Origin of the sequence: Acinetobacter gyllenbergii CIP 110306 = MTCC 11365 (genome assembly GCF_000413855.1) — a bacterium.
GTDB lineage: Bacteria > Pseudomonadota > Gammaproteobacteria > Pseudomonadales > Moraxellaceae > Acinetobacter > Acinetobacter gyllenbergii.
On record NZ_ATGG01000006.1, the window covers coordinates 48,781 to 70,650 of the forward strand.

Here is a 21,870-nt window from a genome sequence, read left to right on the forward strand (position 1 = left end):
TTTAAAGATTCTTTATTTGGGGAAGCGAAGACCATGAATCATGCATTCCGTCAATTTTCTATGGGTGCTGTTGCAATTGCGGTGATGCAAGTTGCATCGGCGCAAGTGAGTATGACCAATATTGTACCGATGAGTTTGGCTGATCAGGGCACGGAAATTCGTGTGATGTTTAATGGTCTTCCACCACAACCACAAGCGTACCAACTTGAGCAGCCGTCTCGTTTGATTTTGGATTTTGATAAGGCTCAGCAGAGTTTAAAGCAAAACTCAATTCCTGTTTCAACAGCAGAGGCCAGCTCGATTGAGGTTGCGTCAGATGATCAACGTTCTCGTGTGATTGTGAATTTAAAAGAGGCGGGTGCGTTTACGACGCGGGTTGAAGGCAATACTTTTGTATTGAAAATTAATTCAGCGAAACCGACTAGCGTGAATGCACCATCAGTTAGTTCACGTCAGATACAACAAGGCGTTTCCAATATTGGTTTCCAACGAGGAAATCAAGGTGAAGGTCTGGTCGTGATTGATTTGTTGGGCAGTAATACCCCAGTCGATGTGCAACAACAAGGCAGTAAGATTGTCGTACGTACGATGGGGAATAAAATTCCGACTCATTTAGCGCGTCGTTTAAATACCAATGATTTTGCAACACCAGTTGCCAGTATTGATGCATATAATGACAAAGGCAATGGGGTGATTACCATTCAGTCTGCGGGTAGCTATGAATATATGGCCTATCAAGCAGAAAACAAGCTGACCATTAGTTTGAAACGTCCTGAAGATAAATCTCCTGCAAAAGCGAAGGCGCATACTTATACGGGCAATAAAATCTCATTAGATTTCCAAGATATTGAAGTGCGTCGTGTATTGCAGCTCTTGGCTGATTTTACTGGCATCAATATGGTGGCAGCAGATACGGTACAAGGGAATATTACCCTGCGCCTTAAAGATGTGCCATGGGATCAAGCTCTTGATATTGTATTAAAAACCAAAAATTTGGATAAGCGCCGTAATGGTAATGTGATTTGGATTGCACCTGTTTCTGAGCTGATTAAAGCAGAAGAGGAAGAGGCGAAAGCGATTGCACAGAGTGTGAAGCTGGCTCCGTTGCAAACAGAATATATCCAGTTAAGTTATGCAAAAGCCGTAGATATTGAGAAGCTGATTACTCAAGGCAAAAATGTTAACAATAACGGTAGCAATGGTAATAGTAATAACTCGGGTAATAACTCAGGATCAATGTTAAGCAATGATACCTTAGAGGGCGGCTTATTAAGCCCACGAGGCACCATATCGATTGACCCTCGAACCAATACTTTAATTTTGAATGATACTTCACAAAAAATTGACCAGATTCGAAAAATGGTGGATTTACTCGACGTACCCGTTAAACAAGTGATGGTTGAAGCGCGTATTGTACGTGCCAGCACTGACTTTACGAAAGAGATGGGGGTGAAGTGGGGGATTTTATCACAAGGAATTACCAACAATAATGATCTGTTGGTTGGGGGAAGTGATACAACCTTATGGAATTTACGCAAGCCAGAGAAAAATGATGATACAGGGGGCTGGAAGTATGAAATTGAACGTCCAGATAACCTGAATGTGGATTTAGGTGCGACGACCGCCGGTGCTAGCCGTATTGCGTTTGGTTTAATTAGTTTGTCTGATTTTATGCTGGATTTAGAGCTGTCTGCAGTGCAGGCGGATGGTTATGGTGAAGTCATTTCAACACCGAAAGTCATGACAGCCGACAAGCAACCAGCAAAAGTCATGTCAGGGACACAAGTTCCATATCAAACAGTCACAGGAACAGCGGGTAACCAGACGACCAGTACCGCATTCAAAGATGTATTGCTGAGTTTGGATGTTACGCCAAGTATTACACCTGAAGGGAAAGTGCAAATGAGATTAAATATCTCAAATGACTCGATTGGACAACCCGCACCAAATGGACAACTGATCCTGAATAAGAATGCAATTGATACCAATGTATTGGTTGATAATGGTGAAACTGTTGTTTTAGGCGGGATTTTTGAGCAATCGAATCGTAATGCCCAAACCAAAGTGCCATTCTTGGGAGACATTCCTTATCTAGGGAGATTATTCCGAAGAGATCTAAAAACTGAAAATAAAAGTGAACTGCTTATTTTTGTGACACCGAGAATTGTTAATGACACTTTGACCAGAAATCATTAATATATTTTCAATAATTGCAATGAATATAGGTGGCGCGTTGCCAAGCAAAGCGTTTGAAACCCTACCAAATGTTTATTTGGTAGGGCCGATGGGGGCAGGAAAAACAACAGTTGGCCGACATTTAGCAGAATTGTTAGGTCGAGATTTTATTGATAGTGATCATGAAATTGAACGTAAAACAGGTGCGACCATTCCGTGGATTTTTGAAAAAGAAGGTGAAGTCGGATTTCGTTTACGTGAAACCAATGTTTTAAATGACTTAACCTCTCGTCCATTATTGGTACTGGCGACGGGTGGTGGTGCTGTTACTCAACCGAAAAATCGAGAATTTCTAAAACAACGTGGCATCGTTGTTTATCTTTATACACCTGTAGAACTACAACTACAGCGAACCTACCGTGATAAAAATCGCCCATTATTACAAGTCGAAAATCCAGAGCAAAAATTACGTGATCTCTTGGCGATCCGCGATCCTTTGTATCGTGAGGTTGCGCACTATATTATTGAAACAAATCAAGGTGCGGCACGGGATTTAGCGCAACGTATTTTGCACGTTATTTTATCTAAACAAGTTTAAGTCGTTTCTGGTTGGTCTAAGTTTATGCAAACGTTACATGTTGAGTTAGGTGATCGTCGTTATCCAATCTTTATTGGCAGTCATTTAGATCCTAAAACCTTACTTGAGCCGTATTTACATGGCAGACAAGTCATGTTGGTGTCCAATACAACGGTTGCGCCACTCTACCTACAACATTATCTCAATGCTTTAACCCAGTTGGAAAAACAGGTTGCACAGTGCATCTTGCCAGATGGTGAAAAATATAAAGATATTCAGCACCTGAATTTAATTTTTGATGCTTTATTAGAAGCGGGTTTTAACCGTGACTGTACCGTACTGGCTTTGGGTGGCGGCGTGATTGGGGATATGGCAGGTTTTGCATCAGCCTGTTTCCAGCGTGGCGTAAACTTTGTGCAGGTACCTACTACTTTATTGTCGCAAGTCGATTCCAGCGTTGGTGGCAAGACGGGGATTAATCACCCCTTAGGTAAAAATATGTTGGGGGCTTTCCAGCAACCGCAAGTGGTGCTTGCCGATATGGCGCAACTGGATACCTTGCCTGACCGAGAATTGTCTGCAGGTTTGGCGGAAGTGATTAAATATGCCTTACTTGGTGATGTCGACTTTCTGGTCTGGTTAGAGCAAAACATAGATGCCTTGGTTGGGCGTGATGCAAACTTACTGGCTGAAGCCGTTTTTCGTTCATGTGCGCATAAAGCACGTATCGTGGCCAATGATGAAAAAGAACAGGGTGAGCGTGCGTTGCTCAATCTTGGGCATACTTTTGGGCATGCGATTGAATCCTATCTAGGCTATGGCACCTGGTTACATGGTGAGGCGGTAGCAACTGGGATGGTGATGGCGGCAGATTTGTCGCAGCGTTTAGGCTGGATCACTGCTGAAGATCTGCAACGTACAAAAAATATCATTCACCGTGCTCATTTACCGATATCATGTCCGAAAATTCCATTAGATGAATTCTTGGCTTATATGTCGCACGATAAAAAAGTCTTAAATGGTCAATTACGCTTGGTTTTATTGAAAAAATTAGGGCAAGCGGTGATTACCAAAGACTTTGATATTGAGCTGATGAAACAATCTATTCTTGCAAATCAATCTGCATAATTAATCATTTGGGAAAAGCATGGCTGTATCACGATCAATTTGGCAAAATATTCAACAATATAGCTGGCTCGTTTTTGCTGTGGCGTGTTTAATTGCTGCATTGATATTCTGGGGCGTGACGGATAGTAAGGCGCTCGTGAAAGAACAACAGCCAGCTGAAAAAGAAACTCAGGCTCAGATTCAGATTCAACCTGAAAAAGTTGCAGCGACTACGCATTTAGGCGCGCTTTCAGATGAAGTTAAGCCTCTGGATTTGACCACGCGTGTTGTGGTTTCCAATGAGCATGCGCCTGAATTCCGTGGCACCAAATTTATTAAAGAAAATCAGCGCCAATGGACCATGGAAATTTTCCGTAGTTCAGATGAGGCAATTGTTAAAAACTTTTTGTTAAACCGTGAAGACCGTAGAAAGTTTGTGTATTTTCGCTTGAGTGGTGAAGATCAGGTTGAGCAATATGTACTTGCTTATGGTGTGTTTGGCAGTGCTGAAGATGCAAGCCGTCAATTTGCGCAATTGAATTTGGCTTTAGCTGAATCAATTCAACCTACAGCCCACCAGCTATCCAGTTATGCTGCCTTGGTCAATGATTTGGGTTCTGATGAAATGAAGTCGGCAACCAATCAGCTCTATGCTGTGCAATTAAGACCTGCTGCATTGCCACGCGTAGATGAAAGTTTATTGATTGGAACAACATCTGCCTCAAGCAACGCACGTAGCACAGATACATCGAGCACAGTAAAAACCACCGTCACACAGCGTGATGCGCAGGGTAATGTGGTGAACGTAAAGCAAACCCAATCTGCACCGAAACCACCTGCAACTGCTGAAAAAATAAAAGAAAATTCAGATGCTTCTAAGCGTGAAGTGAGTGATCCTTTTAATTAAAATTGCACCATTAGTGTGCGTTAATGGTTCTTTTTATAGCATGATGGTAGTTTTTGGTGCATTTTTGTGCGCAAAAATGAGCTCCCTCTTCCTTGTATCTTGATGTTATTTTAACTTTTTTAATGATTTAGTAAAAACATGTCTATATGGCATGTTTTTTGCTTTTTTGTGGTGCTAATTTGTCTGCTCATTGCCCTTTTTTGTGCTAAACAGTTCATTAATTGGGTGAAATGGAAAGTTTTTGTGCTTTACAAACCTAGGTGAAGGTGTAATAACTGAAAACACTTTATAGGGTGCAATCTTGTAAAGGAAAGACGTATATTGCAAATTCGCCATGAAAAATGTTTTCGCGAAGCATTGAACTTTGTATGAGTTAATCGGCAATATCGCAGAAAATGAATTGATTGTTTGTTGCTCGAAAGAGCCATGTTGAAAGAAGGGTACGCTATGCACATGCCATCGCCTAATACTGTAGCTCCCGCTCAAGGTTTATATCAGCCTGACGAGTTTAAGGATAACTGTGGTTTTGGTCTGATTGCCCATATGAAGGGTGACTCAAGCCATCATCTGGTCGAAACTGCGATTCACAGTTTAAGTTGCATGACGCACCGTGGTGGTATTGCCGCGGATGGTAAGACAGGAGATGGTTGCGGATTGTTATTGGCGATGCCGAAACAATTTTTCCGTGAAGAAGCACAGAAATTAGGCAGTAACCTGACTGAGATTTTTGCTGCAGGAACTGTATTCCTAAACATCGATCCTGCTTTAGCGCAAAATGCCAAAAATATTTTAAATAAAGAAATTGCTGCTGAAGGTTTAACTGTTGCAGCATGGCGTGTTGTACCTACAAATAATGATGCCTTGGGTGAGATTGCACTACAATCCTTACCTGCATTTGAACAAATTCTCGTGAACTGCCCGATGGGTTTAACTGAAGTTGAGTTTAACCGTAAACTATTCTTAGCTCGTCGTCGTGCAGAACAACAATTACAAAATGATCCGCTTTTCTATGTGACCACATTGGCGACAACGGTGATCAGCTATAAAGGTTTGATGATGCCAGCGGCAATTGCTGACTTCTATACCGACTTGGCGGATGCGCGTTTAACCTCACATATTGTGGTGTTCCACCAACGTTTCTCGACCAACACGCTACCACGTTGGCCGTTGGCGCAGCCGTTCCGTTATTTGGCACACAATGGTGAAATTAACACCATTACAGCAAACCGTAACTGGGCATTGGCACGTACGCCAAAATTCGAAAATCCATTACTACCAGGTTTAACGGAGTTAAATCCAATTGTGAACCGTACTGGCTCGGATTCTTCAAGCTTAGATAACATGCTTGAAATCTTGGTGGGTGGTGGTATGGACCTGTTCCGTGCACTCCGTATGTTGGTTCCGCCAGCATGGCAAAACGTTGAGACTTTAGACGCTGACTTACGTGCATTCTATGAGTTTAACTCGAAGCATATGGAAGCCTGGGATGGTCCAGCGGGTCTGGTGATTCAAGATGGTCGTCATGCGATCTGTATGCTTGACCGTAATGGTTTACGTCCAGCACGTTGGGTGATCACCAAGAATGATTACATCACACTTGCATCAGAAATTGGTGTATGGGGTTATGAACCTGAAGATGTGGTGTCTAAAGGTCGTGTGGGCCCAGGTCAAATTTTAGTGATTGATACTTTGACTGGCAAAGTGCTGGATACCAAAGATGTCAGTAATCATCTGAAAAATATGCGTCCATACCGTGAATGGTTACGTGATCATGCCATCCGTTTACAAGCTAATCCTCAGCTTGAAGAGCAGTTGCTTGACCAAGGTTTAACGGGTGATGCATTAAAAGCAGCTCAAAAAATGTTTATGGTGACATTTGAAGAGCGCGACCAATTATTACGTCCAATCGCAGAAAGCGGCCAAGAAGCAGTCGGTTCAATGGGTGATGATACGCCAATGGCGGTATTATCTCGTCAAGTGCGTCACGTGTCTGACTACTTCCGTCAGCAGTTTGCGCAAGTGACCAACCCACCGATTGATCCATTACGTGAATCAATCGTAATGTCATTGGAAACCTGTTTAGGTCGTGAACAGAACGTGTTTGAGCAAGGCCCAGAACATGCGGACCGGATCATCATTTCAAGCCCTGTATTATCGAATTCGAAAATGCAGCAGCTTCGTGATGTTGAAAAAGAACGTGAAGGTTATGGTGTTGTTGATATCGATCTGAACTATGCAGAAGCTGAAGGTTTACAAGCAGCGATTGCACGGATTTGTGAAGAAGCTGCACAAGCGGTTCGTGACGGTAAAACACTGATTGTGCTCACCGATAAGCACTTGCGTGAAGGTTTCTTGCCTGCAAACTCTGCATTGGCAACAGGCGCTGTGCACCATCATTTGATTCAAACTGGTTTGCGTACCGATGCAAACATTTTAGTTGAAACAGGTTTTGCTCGTGATCCACACCAATTTGCAGTCTTGTTAGGTTTTGGTGCAACTGCGGTATATCCATACTTGGCTTATGACGTGATCAATGACTTGGTTGCGAAAGGCGAACTTTTGGGTGACCCAATCCATGCACAAGCCAACTTCCGTAAAGGGATTGAGAAAGGCTTACTCAAAGTTCTTTCTAAGATGGGAATCTCGACGGTTGCTTCTTATCGTGGCGGTCAATTGTTTGAAGCGGTGGGTCTATCATCTGAAGTGGTCGATAAATGTTTCCTTGGTGTACCTAGCCGTATCCAAGGTGCGACTTTTGCTGACCTTGAAAATGACCAGAAAAAATTGGCAACCACGGCTTGGCAACATCGTAAGCCGATTGATCAAGGTGGTTTGCTTAAATTCGTATTTGGTAAAGAGTATCACGCGTTTAACCCAGACGTGATTAACTCACTGCATAAAGCGGTGCGTTCAGGTCAATACCAAGACTTTAAAGAATATGCAGAGCTGGTGAATAACCGTCCTGTTGCAACGATTCGTGACTTATTTAAGTTAAAAACTACGGATTCGATTGCTTTAGATCAGGTTGAAACGATTGAAGAGATTCTGCCACGTTTCGACTCTGCGGGTATGTCACTGGGTGCATTGTCACCAGAAGCACATGAAGCCATTGCCATTGCCATGAACACCATTGGTGGTCGTTCAAACTCAGGTGAGGGCGGTGAAGATCCAGCGCGTTATGGCACCATCCGTAACTCGAAGATCAAACAGATTGCATCAGGTCGTTTCGGTGTTACCCCTGCATACTTAACCTCAGCAGAAGTATTGCAGATTAAAGTGGCGCAGGGTGCAAAACCAGGTGAAGGTGGTCAGTTACCAGGCGGTAAAGTGAATGGCTTAATTGCGCGTTTACGTTACTCAGTGCCGGGTGTAACGTTGATTTCGCCACCACCGCACCATGATATTTATTCGATTGAAGATTTATCACAATTGATTTTTGACTTGAAACAAGTCAACCCTCAAGCGATGGTTTCAGTAAAACTGGTATCTGAGCCGGGCGTTGGTACGATTGCTGCGGGTGTGGCAAAAGCCTATGCCGATTTTATTACCATTTCGGGTTATGACGGTGGTACAGCTGCATCACCATTGTCATCAATTCACCATGCGGGTTCGCCATGGGAGTTGGGTCTCAGTGAAGCGCATCAAGCGTTACGTGTGAATGACTTGCGTGGCAAGGTGCGTGTACAAACCGATGGTGGTTTGAAAACCGGTCTAGACGTGATCAAAGCTGCGATTTTAGGTGCTGAAAGCTTTGGTTTCGGTTCAACGCCAATGATTGCATTAGGTTGTAAATACCTGCGTATCTGTCACTTAAACAACTGTGCGACCGGTGTAGCAACACAACAAGATCATTTACGTCAAGAGCATTATATTGGCGAGCCACAAATGCTAATCAACTTCTTCAAGTTTATTGCAGAAGAAACGCGTGAATGGTTAGCCGCATTGGGTGTTGCATCACTCAAAGATTTGATTGGCCGTGTCGACCTACTCGAAGTTTTACCAGGTGAAACAGAGAAACATGCGCATCTTGATCTCAGTGCGTTATTGACGTCGCATCCTTCTGCAGAAGGTAAGGCACAATATTGCCAAGTTCAAGGCAATGCACCATTTGATAAGGGTGTCTTGGCTGAGAAAATGGTGGCTGAAATGTTGCCAGCGATTGAAGCAGGTCAAGGTGGTTCATTTAACTTCACAGTAGGTAACTGTGACCGTTCGATTGGTGCCCGTATCTCTGGTGAGATTGCGCGTCGCTATGGCAACTTGGGGATGGAAAGCAGCCCAGTGGTGATGAACCTTGTCGGGACTGCAGGTCAGTCGCTTGGGGTTTGGAACGCAGGTGGTTTGCATATCAAACTGGAAGGTGATGCCAACGACTATGTCGGTAAAGGGATGGCGGGTGGTCGCGTATCGATCTTCCCACCAAAAGGTTCACCATTCCAAACTCAAAACACAGCAATCATTGGTAACACCTGTTTATATGGTGCAACGGGCGGTAAAGTCTTTGCAGCTGGTACTGCAGGCGAGCGTTTCGCAGTTCGTAACTCAGGTGCATTTGCGGTGATTGAAGGTGCTGGCGACCACTGTTGTGAATATATGACAGGTGGTGTAGTGACGGTATTGGGTAAAGTCGGTCATAACTTTGGTGCAGGGATGACAGGTGGTTTCGCCTATGTTCTCGACCTTGATAATGACTTTGTGGATTATTACAACCATGAACTGATTGATCTGAATCGTATTTCTACTGAGGCGATGGAAGATCATAAAGAGAATTTATTACGTATTCTGGATGAGCATATCCAAGAGACAGGTAGTGCTTGGGCCTACAAAATCCGTAATGAGTTCGACTTCTATAGTCGTAAGTTCTGGCTTGTAAAACCGAAAGCTGCTAATTTGCAAACGCTTTTGAAAACAACCCAAGCTGACCCACAATAATTCCACGACTGCAAAGACATAGGCAGGTGCAGCGGTGAAGGACATCACTGCGCCTACCCACGGAGAGAGACATGGCAGAGCGCCTTAATAATGACTTTCAATTTCTGGATGTAGCACGCCAAGATCCAGAGAAAAAAGATATTACTGTCCGCAAGGCAGAGTTTGTGGAAATTTATAAACCTTTTACCGCGGAAGTGGCTGCAAACCAGACCCACCGTTGTTTAGGGTGTGGTAACCCGTATTGTGAGTGGAAATGTCCAGTTCATAACTACATTCCAAACTGGCTAAAGCTCATTGCAGAAGGTCAGATTTTCCAAGCAGCTGAACTGTGCCATCAAACCAATACCTTGCCAGAAGTCTGTGGTCGTGTTTGCCCACAAGACCGACTTTGTGAAGGTGCATGTACTTTAAACGATGGTTTTGGTGCAGTCACGATTGGTAATGCGGAAAAATATATCAATGATACTGCTTTCGCTTTGGGCTGGCGTCCAGACATGTCTGGGGTCAAATGGACCAATAAGAAAGTGGCGATCATTGGTGCAGGTCCTGCAGGTTTAGGCTGTGCGGATATTTTGGCGCGTGGTGGGGTTAAACCAGTTGTATTTGACAAGCGTCCTGAAATTGGTGGCCTACTCACATTTGGTATTCCAGAATTTAAAATGGAAAAAGATGTGATGAAACGTCGCCGTGAGATTTTCACAGGGATGGGCATTGAATTCCGTTTAAATACTGAAATTGGTGTGGATGTGACCATCGAGCAATTGCTTGCGGAATACGATGCCGTGTTTATGGGCATGGGCACTTATACCTATATGAAAGGTGGTTTCCCTGGTGAAGATCTTGACGGTGTTTACGATGCCTTAGATTTCTTGATTGCCAACGTGAACCGTTGCCAAGGTTGGGAAAAAGATCCAAGCGAATACATCAGTGTCGATGGTAAAAAGGTGATCGTTCTAGGTGGTGGTGATACGGCCATGGACTGTAACCGTACTTCATTACGTCAAGGTGCGCATGATGTAACTTGTGCTTATCGCCGTGATGAAAGCAACATGCCGGGTTCTGCACGTGAAGTGAAGAATGCCTATGAAGAGGGTGTAAAATTCCTGTTCAACCGCCAGCCAATTGAAATTGTCGGTGAAAATGGCAAAGTCACAGGCGTTAAGGTGGTCACTACACAAATGGGTGAGCCTGACAGCCGTGGCCGTCGTAGCCCTGAACCAATTCCGGGTTCTGAAGAAATTCTACCAGCAGATGCCGTATTATTGGCCTTTGGTTTCCGTCCAAGCCCAGCAGACTGGTTCGGTGGTGCGAATGTGAGTTTAGATGGTTCAGGCCGTGTGGTTGCGGCTGAACAGCAAGAATTTAAATTCCAGACTTCGAATCCAAAAATCTTCGCAGGTGGAGATATGGTTCGTGGTTCTGACTTGGTGGTCACCGCGATCTGGGAAGGTCGTCAAGCTGCTGAAGGCATCTTGGATTATCTTGGTGTATAAACCTATTTTGCATATTTAAGTTATTCAAAAGCCCAAGCCTCGTGCTTGGGCTTTTTTATTTTGTCGATGGCTGATGGTATGTGTTCTTATGGACTATGAAAATAAAAACTTTAACAAGCAGTCAATACCTTGCTATGCTATTAATGATAATAATTCTCATTTTTGATTTTTTGCTGAGTGGATAAAATAATGACATCGAAACTCAATGATCGGTTGTTAATTGCGGCACTGTATACCAGTACCTTTCTCTGCTTGGTGGATTTGAGCAGTGTCAATCTGGCTTTAACCGCAATTCAGACACAGTTCAATAGTCATCTCGCCGATTTACAGTGGGTGATTGATAGCTATGCGTTGAGTATGTCGAGTTTGATGTTGGCAGTGGGGGCTTTAAGCCAATGGTTGGGGCGTAAACGCTTGTGGTTGGTCGGTGTCGGGATCTTTATTTTAGGCTCGGTGATTTGTGCCGCAGCACCAGATTTTGGCATCTTGATTATTGGGCGAGTGATTCAGGGCATCGCAGGTGCGATGTTGATTCCATTGACTTTGGCGATCATTGTACATCATTTTACCCAAGCCAATCGCAAAGCACGGGAAATTGGCAACTGGAGTTCATTCAGTGCCTTTGCCTTGATTGTTGGGCCCTTGATGGGTGGCCTGATGGTGCATTATTTGGGCTGGCAAAGTATTTTCTGGTTGAATCTGCCAGTTGGGTTATTGGCCTTATTTTTGGGCTGGAAAGGTATTGCCGCCGATCAATATCAGCAAAAAATCAGTTTTGATTATTTGGGGCTGATCTATAGCGTGATTGCGATTGCCACCTTGACCTATAGCATTATCATGGTTCAGCAAGCACATATAGGGTATTTAATTGTTTTTAGTTTCCTACTTTCGGTGGCGTTTACGCTGATTTTTATTCGACATCAAAAACACGCTTTGCATCCGCTGATTCCACGTCATTTATTCCATAACCGCATTTTTTTACGTTTTAATCTGATCTCTTTTCTATTGGGGTTTGCAGGCTATAGCTCCTTATTTGTCTTTGCCTTGTTTTATCAGGAACAGGTTCATTTAAGCGCGGCTCAAGCTGGTTGGTTGATCGCCCCACAATTTCTGATGCAGGCGCTGGTTTCTATTTGCTTTGGTCGGTTACAGCAAAGTTATGGTGCATTGCCCTTACTCAGAATAGGGTTATTCATTTCTGGAATCGCCTTGATCGCAATGATCAGTTTCCAGAGTAATTCTTCTTATCTGTTGTTTATGGGCTTAAGCGGCCTGATGGGAGCAGGCATTGGATTGATTGTACCCAGTTCCAGTACTTTGAGCTTACATGCGGTATCGCAGGCAGATGCTAGCTTTGCTGCGGCAATTTTAAATATGCTCAGACAGCTTGGGCTGACTTTTGGCATTGCTGTATTGGGGACACTGACTGCGTTTATGATCAAATGGGCAGTGATAAGCTTGCATTATTCGATGGCGCAGGCGCAGCTATTGGCATTCCATGTGGTGGTGGCGATCATGGGCGGACTATTTCTTGCGGCGATGTGGAGCTTAAGAAAAATTAAACAAGAATGTATCGCACCGATCTCATCGACCTAGACCAGTCATCATTTTGGTAGTTTTGGCAAGTTTTGTAAGCTTTTTTGCCCTGTGCATGGATTTTTTACAGCGTAATACTCGAACACAGTCTAGAAAATGATGCAGGCAATCGAGATGGCTCTTGCAAATGCGAAGGTAGAAAAAACTTATTTAAATCGTCCCAAAGCCTTGGGAATTACAGTACGACGTTTGCAATTTAATCCGAACAAAATCAAACGTCATTATTTTGCCAATTCCCCAGTAATGTCACATTTACTCACGGCACTGTCTTCAACTTTCCCGATTGGAGAGCAGTATTTTGTCAATAGTGTGCGTAATGTCCGAGACAAAGTACAAGACCCACAATTACAAGCGCAGATTGCGGCTTTTATTGGGCAGGAGGCGATGCATTCCAAAGCGCATACGGAGTTTAATGATGCTTGGCGACGTGAGGATTATAATCTTGATCGTTTTCAGGCATGGTTAGCCAAGCGCGATGATGCACTGCGTAATATCCACCCGAAACTACAATTGGCTTTGACCTGTGCCTTTGAACATTTTACCGCGATGTTAGGTGGCTACATTCTCAAGCATCCTGAAATTCTCAGTACCTTGGATGATGATGCCATGAAACTGTGGGTCTGGCATGCGATTGAAGAAATCGAGCATCGTTCGGTGGCTTTTGATGTTTACCAAGATGTCTACGGTGATGACCGTATTCGCCGTTTACTGATGCGCAGTGTCACGACAGGCTTTGCCAGTTTGACTTTTTATGCGACTACGCGTTTGATTTGGCAAGATAAATGGCAGAGCTTGCCGAAACTCGGTGGCAATCTATTTGGTATGTATTTACTCAGTAAAATGCTACTGCAGTTGATACCCGAGTATTTATCGTATTATCAAGCGGATTTTCATCCTGCCAAACATGATTACAGTGCATTGGTGAATTACTGGAAAGCGCGTATGGCCGATGAATATGGGATGGCAAGTTTTCAAGAAGAAACAGCATCTAAAATTTATAGTTAATTTCAATTCAAATCACAACGTTTGTGCTTAGCGCGGCATTACTTCAAGCTTGCTTGGGTAATGCCTTTTTTATTTAAAGACCCATAAATCAACTTTAATAAATGTTACACAGCTGACAAAAAATCCCATTACAATGAATTATCGCAAAAATATAAAGAAAAACTTGAGGATAAATTTTTATGAAAATCATCAAACAAACTGCACTGGCAACCGTATTGGCAAGTACCTTGTTATTTACTGGTTGTGGCTATAACACTTTGCAGGTCAAAGATGAAGCCGTGAATGCGTCTTGGTCTGAAGTGCAGAACCAATATCAACGCCGTGCCGATTTGGTACCGAATTTAGTCAATGTGGTGAAAGGCTATGCCAAACATGAAGAGCAAGTGTTGGTCGAAGTCACTCAGGCACGTTCTAATGTGGCAGGTTTAAAAGTCGATAAAGAGGTGCTAGAAGATCCTGCATTATTCGAGAAATACCAACAGGCGCAAAGCCAATTGACGGGTGCTTTATCGCGTTTGATTGCCGTGTCAGAAAACTATCCTGACCTGAAAGCCAATGAGCAGTTCCGTGATTTACAGGCACAGCTTGAGGGCACTGAAAACCGTATCGCAGTTGCCCGTAACCGCTATATCACCACGGTTCAAGACTATAACGCTTATGTACGTCAGTTCCCGCAAGTGATGACGGCTAAAGTGATTGGCATGAAAACCAAAGAAAACTTCAAGGCGGAACAATCTGCACAGCAAGCACCGACAGTTTCATTTAATTAATCTGTGAAATTGTTCTGAACTGTGAGGAGTTGCCGTATGTTGAACCTGTTTAAGCAGCAGCACTTAAAACAGAAGATTTTACCTGTTTTAAGCATCGTTTTTGCGACACTGCTTTTCCAACATACGGTTTGGGCTGAAGTCGCAACTGCAACCGATCAAAGCGATGTGATTGTTGCGGGTAAGATTATTCAACAACAGCAAAAAGCAAATACCTCATCGACAACACCTCAGCAGCCAGAAACAGCAGCTTTAGCGCAAGTGGCCAATGATATGGCCGAAGGTGAATCCATCCGTGGTTTGCCGACCTTAAACCAACCTGTGATTGATCAGGCCAAAGTCTTGAGTGATGCTGAAATGCAGCAGCTCAACCAGAAAATTTTGGGTCTGTATCAGCAAGGCAAAGCGCAAATCGGGGTGATTATCGTACCAACCACTGGGCAAGAAGCCATTTTTGATTTTGCTTTGCGTGCAGGAGAGAAATGGCAGTTGGGTTCAGCCAAGCGCGATAATGGTTTGTTGATGGCAATTGCGGTCAATGACCGTAATATTCAAATCTTGACAGGTTATGGTCTGGAAGGCGTATTGCCTGATGTGGTGCTGAGTCGAATTATCCGCAATCAAATTACCCCCTATTTTAAACAGGGGCAATATGCTCAAGGGATTGCAGCAGGTTTGGATGAAATTAGCCGTATCGTCAATTTAGACCCTGAAATTGCACAACAAGCCGCACAAGAATTGAAAGATCGGCATGAACAAGCAATCCAAGCACAGCAGGCCAAAGACAATACCTTGACTATGGCACTGTTTATCTTGATTGCGGGTGTGGTCGGTTCGTTTATTGTCGGTAATCGTTTGAGTGCTTCCACCGCTGCCGTGGCTGCAACCGTTGCTGGTCTCGTCAACGGTGCAGGTTTGGTCATGAGTTTATTGCTCGGTGTCGGAATCTTCTTTTTACTGATTACCTCATTGGCGCAACTTATTTTCCAAGCTTTTCTATCGGGTGGTGGTCGCGGCGGCGGAGGTGGAGGATTCGGTGGTGGCAGCGGCGGTGGTTATAGTGGCGGTGGCGGCAGCTTTGGCGGGGGAGGAGCATCAGGCTCATGGTAACCAAGACAGATACAACACAGATTATTACTCAGCCGAAACTGGATGAGCAGGTGCAACCGAGCATAAAGCGCTGGTTTAAGCACTTTCTCTATGTCTCCTCTGCACATCGTTATTTTAGTAAGCAAGATCGAGTCGAGATTGCCAAAGCCGTCCAGCAAGCTGAAAAGGGCCATGTCGGCGAGATTCAGGTGGTGATCGAAGGGCATATCCCTTGTTCACAAGCCTATCACCAAAATACCCGTTTACGCGCGCAACAACTGTTTGCCGAGCTTGGAGTTTGGGACACCGAGCTAAATAGTGGTGTATTGCTCTATCTCAATCTATGCGAGCGTAAAGTCGAGATTGTGATTGATCGTGGTTTAAAAAATGCCACGCCAATAGAAACATGGAATGGGATCTGTCAAAGCATCGTACTGCTCTTGGCTCAAAAGCACTATTTACAGGCTGTGAATAATGGCGTAACGGAAATTGGGCAGGTCTTAGATCAGTATTATGTAAAAACCGAACCAAATGATCAGAATGAATTGCCAAATGAACCAATTATCCTAAACTAAAATAGCGTTGAGTGTTTCGAGTAGAAATAGCGCTTGAGATTTTTAATGAAATCAATTAGTGTGCAGAATGTTCTGTATGTGCTTGTTCGGCAGTCACTTCCATGGCCTTTGCAGCCAGCTTCCGATAAACGGCGAGAAAAAATAAAATAATTAAAAATATTTTTTTTGTGAATTGAGTCGCTCAATTTGCATACAAGTAGAAAGTAGTCAAATTCGTTAGCAAAAAAAACGAATAATTAAGCAGTAAAGATGACGTTAATTGTCATTTTTTTTCTGAAAATGTCTGATTTGATCTTCTTTTGTACAGGGTGAATTTCTTTTAAGTCCCTGTTTTTTTAAGTTAAAATTAGCTAAGCTAAGGACTGGCATAAAACATGCTAATTACTAAATAGCTGAAAAAAGCTTATAAAAAAATACTCATTGGAGAAATGTTATGAAATCAATGCAAAAGGGTTTTACTCTTATCGAATTGATGATCGTTGTGGCGATTATTGGTATTTTGGCGGCAGTTGCGATTCCTGCGTATCGTGAATATGTAGCAACCTCTTATGGTGGTGCGGCAATTGGTGGTGCAAACAACTATGTTTCTAAAGTTCAAGCATGCGTGCAAACAGGTATTGGCTGTACCGAACTAGCAACAAATCCAGGTACTACTGCTATTGCAGCAGCGGCAGCGACTTCACAAACTCAAGTTTACTTAACTGCTGCTCCAGCAGAACAAAGTGGCGCTAGTGTTGTCGGTATTAATAAAGGCTGTACAGTGACTGCTGCTGTGGACAACGAAGGTGCAGTAACGTATTCAGCTGCTGCTACAGGTACTGTTTCTACAGGACCACAATGTCAAAAAGGTGCTAACTTATAATAAGTTTAATCTAAATAAAAAAAGCTTCACTATAAGGTGGAGCTTTTTTTGTTTTTATAAAAAATATACTTTAGTTATTTAAATATAAGTTTTAGCGTATACCCCGATGATGTGATTTTGAATGCTAAATAAAAGCTAGATGATATTAATTTTATGGTTGTATGTGACATAAAATGTTACTTATTTACGCACCTTAAATATTATGAATATTTTTTAAATCTAAGTTATTGAAAATATATGATAAATTTAATGGCATGAAATTTGTAATATTATTAAAAAATCAGTTGGTGAGTTTAATATGCAAAGGGGATTTACATTAATTGAATTGATGATTGTAGTGGCTATTATTGGGATAATAGCGTCTATTGCTATACCGGCATATCGTGAATATATTGTGGTTTCACATGGCGCATCAGTAATGCATGGCGCTTCTAGTCAAGCGATTAATTTACAAATGTGTATTCTTGAGGCAGGTAGTTGTAGCGTAATTAATCAAAAAGTATCAACTACAACAGAATTATCATCTGTACCGAATCCAATAATATCAAATGCACCAGCAACTTTAACTTTTGCGGATGCATTCTGCCAAGTGACGGTGAGTGTGGATATTAATGGTGGTCTGAGTTATTCAGCAAATACATCGAATGCAGCAAAAGCAACGCTTCAACAGTGTAAGCAAGGTGCGGGTTTATCATAAATGATACAAAAGATTGAGGGGAGTATGTTGAGGGATAAATTTAAAGCATTTGCGGTACATTTAAGTTTAAGTGCTTTAGTTGGGTTGGTCTGTGCCTTTATTATTTATAAAGTCTGGTTTATCGCACCTTTAGAGATTGCTACAAAAATTACGCCCATCTTTTTGATGATGGTTGGTATTGATATTGTTGTTGGTCCTTTATTAACCTTCTTGGTGTATAAAAAGGGCAAGAAAACCTTAAAATTCGATCTCAGTGTGATTGTGATCATACAATGTATTGCTCTCATTTATGGGGTTTTTAATATTTATCAAAGTCGTCCATTGTGGATTGCTTTTGACCAAGATAGTTTCTATCTGGTTAGAGCGAATGAGGTTGATCTGGAGAGTGAGAAAAAAGCCGCTGTCGCTTATCAAAGCCGCATTGTTAGCAAGCCGCAGTTTGTGAGTGTAAAACGACCAGATATCGAAACACAAAAGGGTAAAGAGTTACGGTTTTATGATTTTATGGGAATGAATTTAGCGGTAAAAAAACCAGAACTGTATGATTCTATGAATAACGCTCGACAAGCTTTGTCAGCACAAGCATTCGCTTTACAGGATTTAGAAACATATAATGCCAATACCTCACTAATTTTGTCTAAGTATCCACAAGCAGATGCATTTCTACCACTGAAAACAAATGTTATTGATATGACGGTTCTCATAAATAAAGAAAAAGGTGAAGTGGTTAAAATTGTTGATTTGCGTCCAGGGAAGTAAATTGTAGTTTTTATCTTATATTTAGTTTGTAGCAGAAGGCTTGGCGATATAATTCACCAAGCCTTTTTTCCATGTACAACGTATGCGATATCTCTGCCTTTTCCTCGCCAGCATTTTGATAGCTTTTGCTTGGCTTTCTCCATTTCATGTCTATCCTTGGGTGACTTTCTCTGGTGAGCTCGCTGCATTTGGGGCTGGATGGGTATTACTAGCGATTTATTTAAATAAAAATATTGTAGTGCCAAGAGCACAGCTTTTAATTGCGCCGATTATTGTTGTTCCAATGCTGCAATGGGGCTTTGGATTAGTGAATGACTTTAGCACAGCACTCCTAAGTAGCACCTATATTTTTGCTTTTTGGCTGATGATTGTACTTGGCTACAATCTTTCTTTGCAGACCGATCAACGTGAATCTCTCATGCAGGAGTTTTCTAAACTCTTATTGGGTATCGCGATAGTCTGTAGTGTCATGGCGATCGTGCAGTGGTGCGGCCTGGGTGGCGCCATTAATGGCATCATGCAACTCAAAGGGGATCGGCCTTATGCAAACTTTGGCCAGCCAAATCATTTGGCAACCTTTTTGATTATGGGGTTGATGGGCGCATTATATCTTTATGAAAAAAGAGTTATGGCCTCGTATTGGTTATTACCAGCGAGTTTATTGATTCTATTTACGGTGGCTTTAACTCAATCTCGAACATCGTGGGTGGTGTGCGTATTTATCTTATTCTATTGGATGTATAAGCAGTACAAGCAGCAACCTCGCTTTAGCTTTGCTCAGCTTTGGATCTGGTGTGTGGGTTTTTTTGTGATTGCGGCTTGGGGCTTACCACAGCTGACCAATCTTATTGAAACCTTTTCAAATTCAGAGTTGATTCAAACCAGTAGTCTGGCTGAACGTGCTAGTTCTGGCTATTTACGTTTTGATATCTGGACGCAAATGTTGCTAGCGTTGAAAGAGCAGCCGTGGTTTGGTTATGGCTGGAATCAGACCAGTGTTGCGCAAATCAGTATTTTCAACTTGCATCCTTCACATGAATGGGTGATCAGTGCACATAATGTGCTGCTCGATATCTTGGTGTGGAATGGTTTGCCAATTGGACTGTTGCTTATTGCTTATATGGGCCTGTGGTTTTTTTGGTTAGATCGAAATGCCAAGGACAGCACTTCCGTGATTGCAATCATGATGGTTGCTGCAATTCTGATTCATGCCATGCTGGAGTTTCCGCAACGTTATGCGTATTTCCTACTGCCTATGGGGTTTCTCTTAGGTTTAGTTCAAGCACAAACACCTAAGCTCAAAGCGGTGACGCTAAATAAAAACGTTATTCGCTTAATCTGGTTGATCGCATTGGTTGTTTTAGTGCTGATTTGGCGTGACTATAAGCTTTTCCAAGAAAATAGCCGTTTAGTCTTTAAAAAGCAGCAACCAACAGTAGAGATATTCGGAAGTTCTAAAATTTTATTATTGACTCAATTTCAACAACGGCTTGATTGGATTGCTCTAAAACCGCAAACACGAATGTCAGACAGCGATTTGAAGCAGATTGATGCCTTAGTTAAAAATAAGGCGACGCCTTATAACTTGAAGAAGTATGCACAGTTGCTTGCGTATAATCACAAATTTGAAGAAGCGGAACAGCAACTTTTCATTTTACGGCAGTTGTATAAGCAAACACTCAGCTTGCCAGAAGTGGTTGAAATGAATAAACGAGCAGTCTAAAAAAAGCCCTGTACAGGGCTTTTTTTTATTCAATCCAAACTATATTTGGGATTGAAGCATGATTTTAATTAGATTTGGCTTTGAATATAATTCTCGATCCCTACATTCTCAACCAGATCTAGTTGGGTGTCGAGCCAATCCCAATACTCTTCTTCTTTCTCTAGAATTTCTTGAACCAAATCACGGGTCACATAATCCTGTTCTACTTCTGCAAGTTCAACGGCTTGCTTGAGGGCTTCAATGTTTTCTTTGACCTTGCGGATATCGCAATTCAGAACTTCTTCAGTATGTTGGCCGATATAGAGCTTGCCTAAGTGTTGTAGGTTCGGTAAGCCTTCTAAGAATAAAATGCGCTCAATCACTTTATCTGCATGTTTCATTTGGCGAATAGATTCTTTGTATTCAGCTGAACCTAATTGTTCAATTCCCCAATCATTAAACATACGAGAATGTAAGAAATATTGGTTGATCGCAGTTAAATGGTGGTACAGCACTTGATTGAGCTGATTGATAACTTCGCGATTGCCTTTCATTGCACTTACTCCAAAAACACCAAGTGATGCCCTAGTTGCTAAGGCAATTTATTCTATTTTAATCAACAAAGAATCGTCTGGCGAGTAATTTATAGAACGGCAAATGAAAATCACAATCAAAAACATCCTGATATGGTTATGATTTTTATAAAAAAACCGCTTAAATGAGGAACTTTTTAGGTTCTACAGGAAGCGGTGGAGTCGTAAAACACGAGTTGAATTGGAGGAATAATTTTGAAGATAAATCAGGCAGCTATAGAAATACGCGCAGCGATTTCAGCAAGTTCGTCGCTGATAATAGCACGTGCTTCAGGAGCACAACGACCACAACATGTTCCTAGATCGAGTAGGTCACGGATTTCACGATAGCTCTCGGCGCCATTTGCAACGGCGTCTTTGATATCTTGATCTGTAATTCCACGACATAAACAAACATACATGGGAGTGAGCCACAAATATAAATGCGATAATTGATATTATTGATAATTATTATCGTTTGTCAATGAATTTCATTCTAACAATGAATATATTCTTATTGGGAATTTGAATAAAAAAATACCGCCTGATCGGCGATATTTTTGATGATTTATATCTTTTTGATAAATATAAATTTAAAAAAATGCTTATGGAATGATCACAATCCCATCCATTTCAACCAAGGCACCTTTGGGTAAGCTGGCAACACCCAATGCTGCACGCGCAGGATAAGGTTGAGCAAAGTATTCTCCCATGATCTGATTGACCAATTGGAAGTGGGAGAGATCAGTTAGAAAAATATTCAATTTCGCGATGTCTGCCAGACTACCACCTGCAGCAGTACAAACCGCTTTTAAGTTATCAAATACGCGACGAATCTGAGCTTCAATGCCTTCTACAAGTTCCATACTGTACGGATCTAAACCAATCTGGCCAGAGAGATAGAGCGTGTTGCCAACCAAAATTGCTTGAGAATAGGTTCCGATAGCAGCAGGGGCGTGTTCAGTATGAATAACTTGGCGTGACATTTAGCTCTCCTATGTCGTTTTTCTATCTTAAATCCATGTGACTTTAACACAAAACCATAGCGACGAAAG

18 protein-coding genes are annotated in these 21,870 nt (G+C 42.4%); 15 read left to right on the top strand and 3 right to left on the bottom strand.

From position 1 onward, the window contains the following. Nucleotides 1–33 precede the first annotated feature (33 nt). The 15 genes from pilQ to F957_RS18505 all read left to right on the top strand — a co-directional run bounded on the left by pilQ (nucleotide 34) and on the right by F957_RS18505 (nucleotide 20,264). Nucleotides 34–2,196 (top strand): type IV pilus secretin PilQ, encoded by a 2,163-nt coding sequence (gene pilQ / locus F957_RS18575; protein WP_171068252.1) that lies wholly within the window; start codon nucleotides 34–36, stop codon nucleotides 2,194–2,196. Between the two features lie 19 nt (nucleotides 2,197–2,215). Continuing rightward, a complete protein-coding gene (gene aroK, locus F957_RS18570) occupies nucleotides 2,216–2,773 on the top strand; it encodes a shikimate kinase AroK (protein ID WP_004657425.1) in 558 nt (185 codons plus the stop codon). A gap of 24 nt (nucleotides 2,774–2,797) precedes the next feature. Then, the gene (gene aroB / locus F957_RS18565) at nucleotides 2,798–3,880 is read left to right on the top strand and encodes a 3-dehydroquinate synthase (RefSeq protein WP_016542727.1); all 1,083 of its coding nucleotides are present in this window, start codon (nucleotides 2,798–2,800) and stop codon (nucleotides 3,878–3,880) included. A gap of 19 nt (nucleotides 3,881–3,899) precedes the next feature. Then, nucleotides 3,900–4,766 (top strand): hypothetical protein, encoded by an 867-nt coding sequence (locus F957_RS18560; RefSeq protein ID WP_016542728.1) that lies wholly within the window; start codon nucleotides 3,900–3,902, stop codon nucleotides 4,764–4,766. A 453-nt stretch (nucleotides 4,767–5,219) separates the two neighbouring features. Continuing rightward, nucleotides 5,220–9,698 (top strand): glutamate synthase large subunit, encoded by a 4,479-nt coding sequence (gene gltB, locus F957_RS18555; protein WP_016542729.1) that lies wholly within the window; start codon nucleotides 5,220–5,222, stop codon nucleotides 9,696–9,698. A 71-nt stretch (nucleotides 9,699–9,769) separates the two neighbouring features. Continuing rightward, entirely contained in the window at nucleotides 9,770–11,191 is a 1,422-nt protein-coding gene (locus F957_RS18550; protein WP_016542730.1) for an FAD-dependent oxidoreductase, read from the top strand. Between the two features lie 189 nt (nucleotides 11,192–11,380). Further along, nucleotides 11,381–12,787 (top strand): MFS transporter, encoded by a 1,407-nt coding sequence (locus F957_RS18545; RefSeq protein ID WP_016542731.1) that lies wholly within the window; start codon nucleotides 11,381–11,383, stop codon nucleotides 12,785–12,787. Between the two features lie 114 nt (nucleotides 12,788–12,901). Continuing rightward, nucleotides 12,902–13,792, top strand: a complete 891-nt coding sequence (locus tag F957_RS18540; RefSeq protein WP_016542732.1) for a metal-dependent hydrolase — start codon at nucleotides 12,902–12,904, stop codon at nucleotides 13,790–13,792. A 179-nt stretch (nucleotides 13,793–13,971) separates the two neighbouring features. Beyond that, a complete protein-coding gene (locus F957_RS18535; protein ID WP_016542733.1) occupies nucleotides 13,972–14,562 on the top strand; it encodes a LemA family protein in 591 nt (196 codons plus the stop codon). Between the two features lie 36 nt (nucleotides 14,563–14,598). Then, nucleotides 14,599–15,669 carry a TPM domain-containing protein gene (locus F957_RS18530; protein WP_016542734.1) on the top strand — a complete coding sequence of 357 codons (1,071 nt, stop codon included), beginning with the start codon at nucleotides 14,599–14,601 and terminating at the stop codon, nucleotides 15,667–15,669. Beyond that, nucleotides 15,663–16,223, top strand: a complete 561-nt coding sequence (locus F957_RS18525; RefSeq protein WP_016542735.1) for a TPM domain-containing protein — start codon at nucleotides 15,663–15,665, stop codon at nucleotides 16,221–16,223. Before F957_RS18530 ends, F957_RS18525 begins: the two co-directional genes overlap by 7 nt. A gap of 442 nt (nucleotides 16,224–16,665) precedes the next feature. Then, a complete protein-coding gene (locus F957_RS18520; protein WP_378319713.1) occupies nucleotides 16,666–17,085 on the top strand; it encodes a pilin in 420 nt (139 codons plus the stop codon). A 298-nt stretch (nucleotides 17,086–17,383) separates the two neighbouring features. Then, nucleotides 17,384–17,782, top strand: a complete 399-nt coding sequence (locus F957_RS22070) for a prepilin-type N-terminal cleavage/methylation domain-containing protein (RefSeq protein WP_016660119.1) — start codon at nucleotides 17,384–17,386, stop codon at nucleotides 17,780–17,782. After that, nucleotides 17,783–18,541: a TfpX/TfpZ family type IV pilin accessory protein gene (gene tfpZ / locus F957_RS18510; protein WP_016542738.1), complete on the top strand. Its 759-nt coding sequence runs from the start codon at nucleotides 17,783–17,785 to the stop codon at nucleotides 18,539–18,541. 82 nt (nucleotides 18,542–18,623) lie between these two features. Beyond that, nucleotides 18,624–20,264, top strand: a complete 1,641-nt coding sequence (locus F957_RS18505) for a PglL family O-oligosaccharyltransferase (RefSeq protein ID WP_016542739.1) — start codon at nucleotides 18,624–18,626, stop codon at nucleotides 20,262–20,264. Between the two features lie 68 nt (nucleotides 20,265–20,332). Here F957_RS18505 and bfr read toward each other — a convergent pair whose 3' ends face one another. From bfr to F957_RS18490, 3 genes are all read right to left on the bottom strand, one after another. After that, nucleotides 20,333–20,797 (bottom strand): heteropolymeric bacterioferritin subunit Bfr, encoded by a 465-nt coding sequence (bfr, locus tag F957_RS18500; protein ID WP_016542740.1) that lies wholly within the window; start codon nucleotides 20,795–20,797, stop codon nucleotides 20,333–20,335. Between the two features lie 245 nt (nucleotides 20,798–21,042). Further along, nucleotides 21,043–21,237 carry a bacterioferritin-associated ferredoxin gene (locus tag F957_RS18495; protein WP_004776027.1) on the bottom strand — a complete coding sequence of 65 codons (195 nt, stop codon included), beginning with the start codon at nucleotides 21,235–21,237 and terminating at the stop codon, nucleotides 21,043–21,045. Between the two features lie 183 nt (nucleotides 21,238–21,420). Beyond that, a complete protein-coding gene (locus tag F957_RS18490) occupies nucleotides 21,421–21,801 on the bottom strand; it encodes a RidA family protein (RefSeq protein WP_004657462.1) in 381 nt (126 codons plus the stop codon). Between the last annotated feature and the right edge of the window lie 69 nt (nucleotides 21,802–21,870).

Coding starts and splice junctions, on each gene's coding strand:
- F957_RS18525 (WP_016542735.1), top strand. CDS start 15,663: ATGGTAACCAAGACAGATACAACACAGATTATTACTCAGCCGAAACTG.
- F957_RS18545 (WP_016542731.1), top strand. CDS start 11,381: ATGACATCGAAACTCAATGATCGGTTGTTAATTGCGGCACTGTATACC.
- F957_RS18490 (WP_004657462.1), bottom strand. CDS start 21,801: ATGTCACGCCAAGTTATTCATACTGAACACGCCCCTGCTGCTATCGGA.
- F957_RS22070 (WP_016660119.1), top strand. CDS start 17,384: ATGCAAAGGGGATTTACATTAATTGAATTGATGATTGTAGTGGCTATT.
- F957_RS18550 (WP_016542730.1), top strand. CDS start 9,770: ATGGCAGAGCGCCTTAATAATGACTTTCAATTTCTGGATGTAGCACGC.
- aroB (WP_016542727.1), top strand. CDS start 2,798: ATGCAAACGTTACATGTTGAGTTAGGTGATCGTCGTTATCCAATCTTT.
- F957_RS18560 (WP_016542728.1), top strand. CDS start 3,900: ATGGCTGTATCACGATCAATTTGGCAAAATATTCAACAATATAGCTGG.
- gltB (WP_016542729.1), top strand. CDS start 5,220: ATGCCATCGCCTAATACTGTAGCTCCCGCTCAAGGTTTATATCAGCCT.
- F957_RS18495 (WP_004776027.1), bottom strand. CDS start 21,237: ATGTATGTTTGTTTATGTCGTGGAATTACAGATCAAGATATCAAAGAC.
- F957_RS18540 (WP_016542732.1), top strand. CDS start 12,902: ATGGCTCTTGCAAATGCGAAGGTAGAAAAAACTTATTTAAATCGTCCC.
- bfr (WP_016542740.1), bottom strand. CDS start 20,797: ATGAAAGGCAATCGCGAAGTTATCAATCAGCTCAATCAAGTGCTGTAC.
- F957_RS18535 (WP_016542733.1), top strand. CDS start 13,972: ATGAAAATCATCAAACAAACTGCACTGGCAACCGTATTGGCAAGTACC.
- F957_RS18520 (WP_378319713.1), top strand. CDS start 16,666: ATGCAAAAGGGTTTTACTCTTATCGAATTGATGATCGTTGTGGCGATT.
- F957_RS18505 (WP_016542739.1), top strand. CDS start 18,624: ATGCGATATCTCTGCCTTTTCCTCGCCAGCATTTTGATAGCTTTTGCT.
- pilQ (WP_171068252.1), top strand. CDS start 34: ATGAATCATGCATTCCGTCAATTTTCTATGGGTGCTGTTGCAATTGCG.
- F957_RS18530 (WP_016542734.1), top strand. CDS start 14,599: ATGTTGAACCTGTTTAAGCAGCAGCACTTAAAACAGAAGATTTTACCT.
- aroK (WP_004657425.1), top strand. CDS start 2,216: ATGAATATAGGTGGCGCGTTGCCAAGCAAAGCGTTTGAAACCCTACCA.
- tfpZ (WP_016542738.1), top strand. CDS start 17,783: ATGATACAAAAGATTGAGGGGAGTATGTTGAGGGATAAATTTAAAGCA.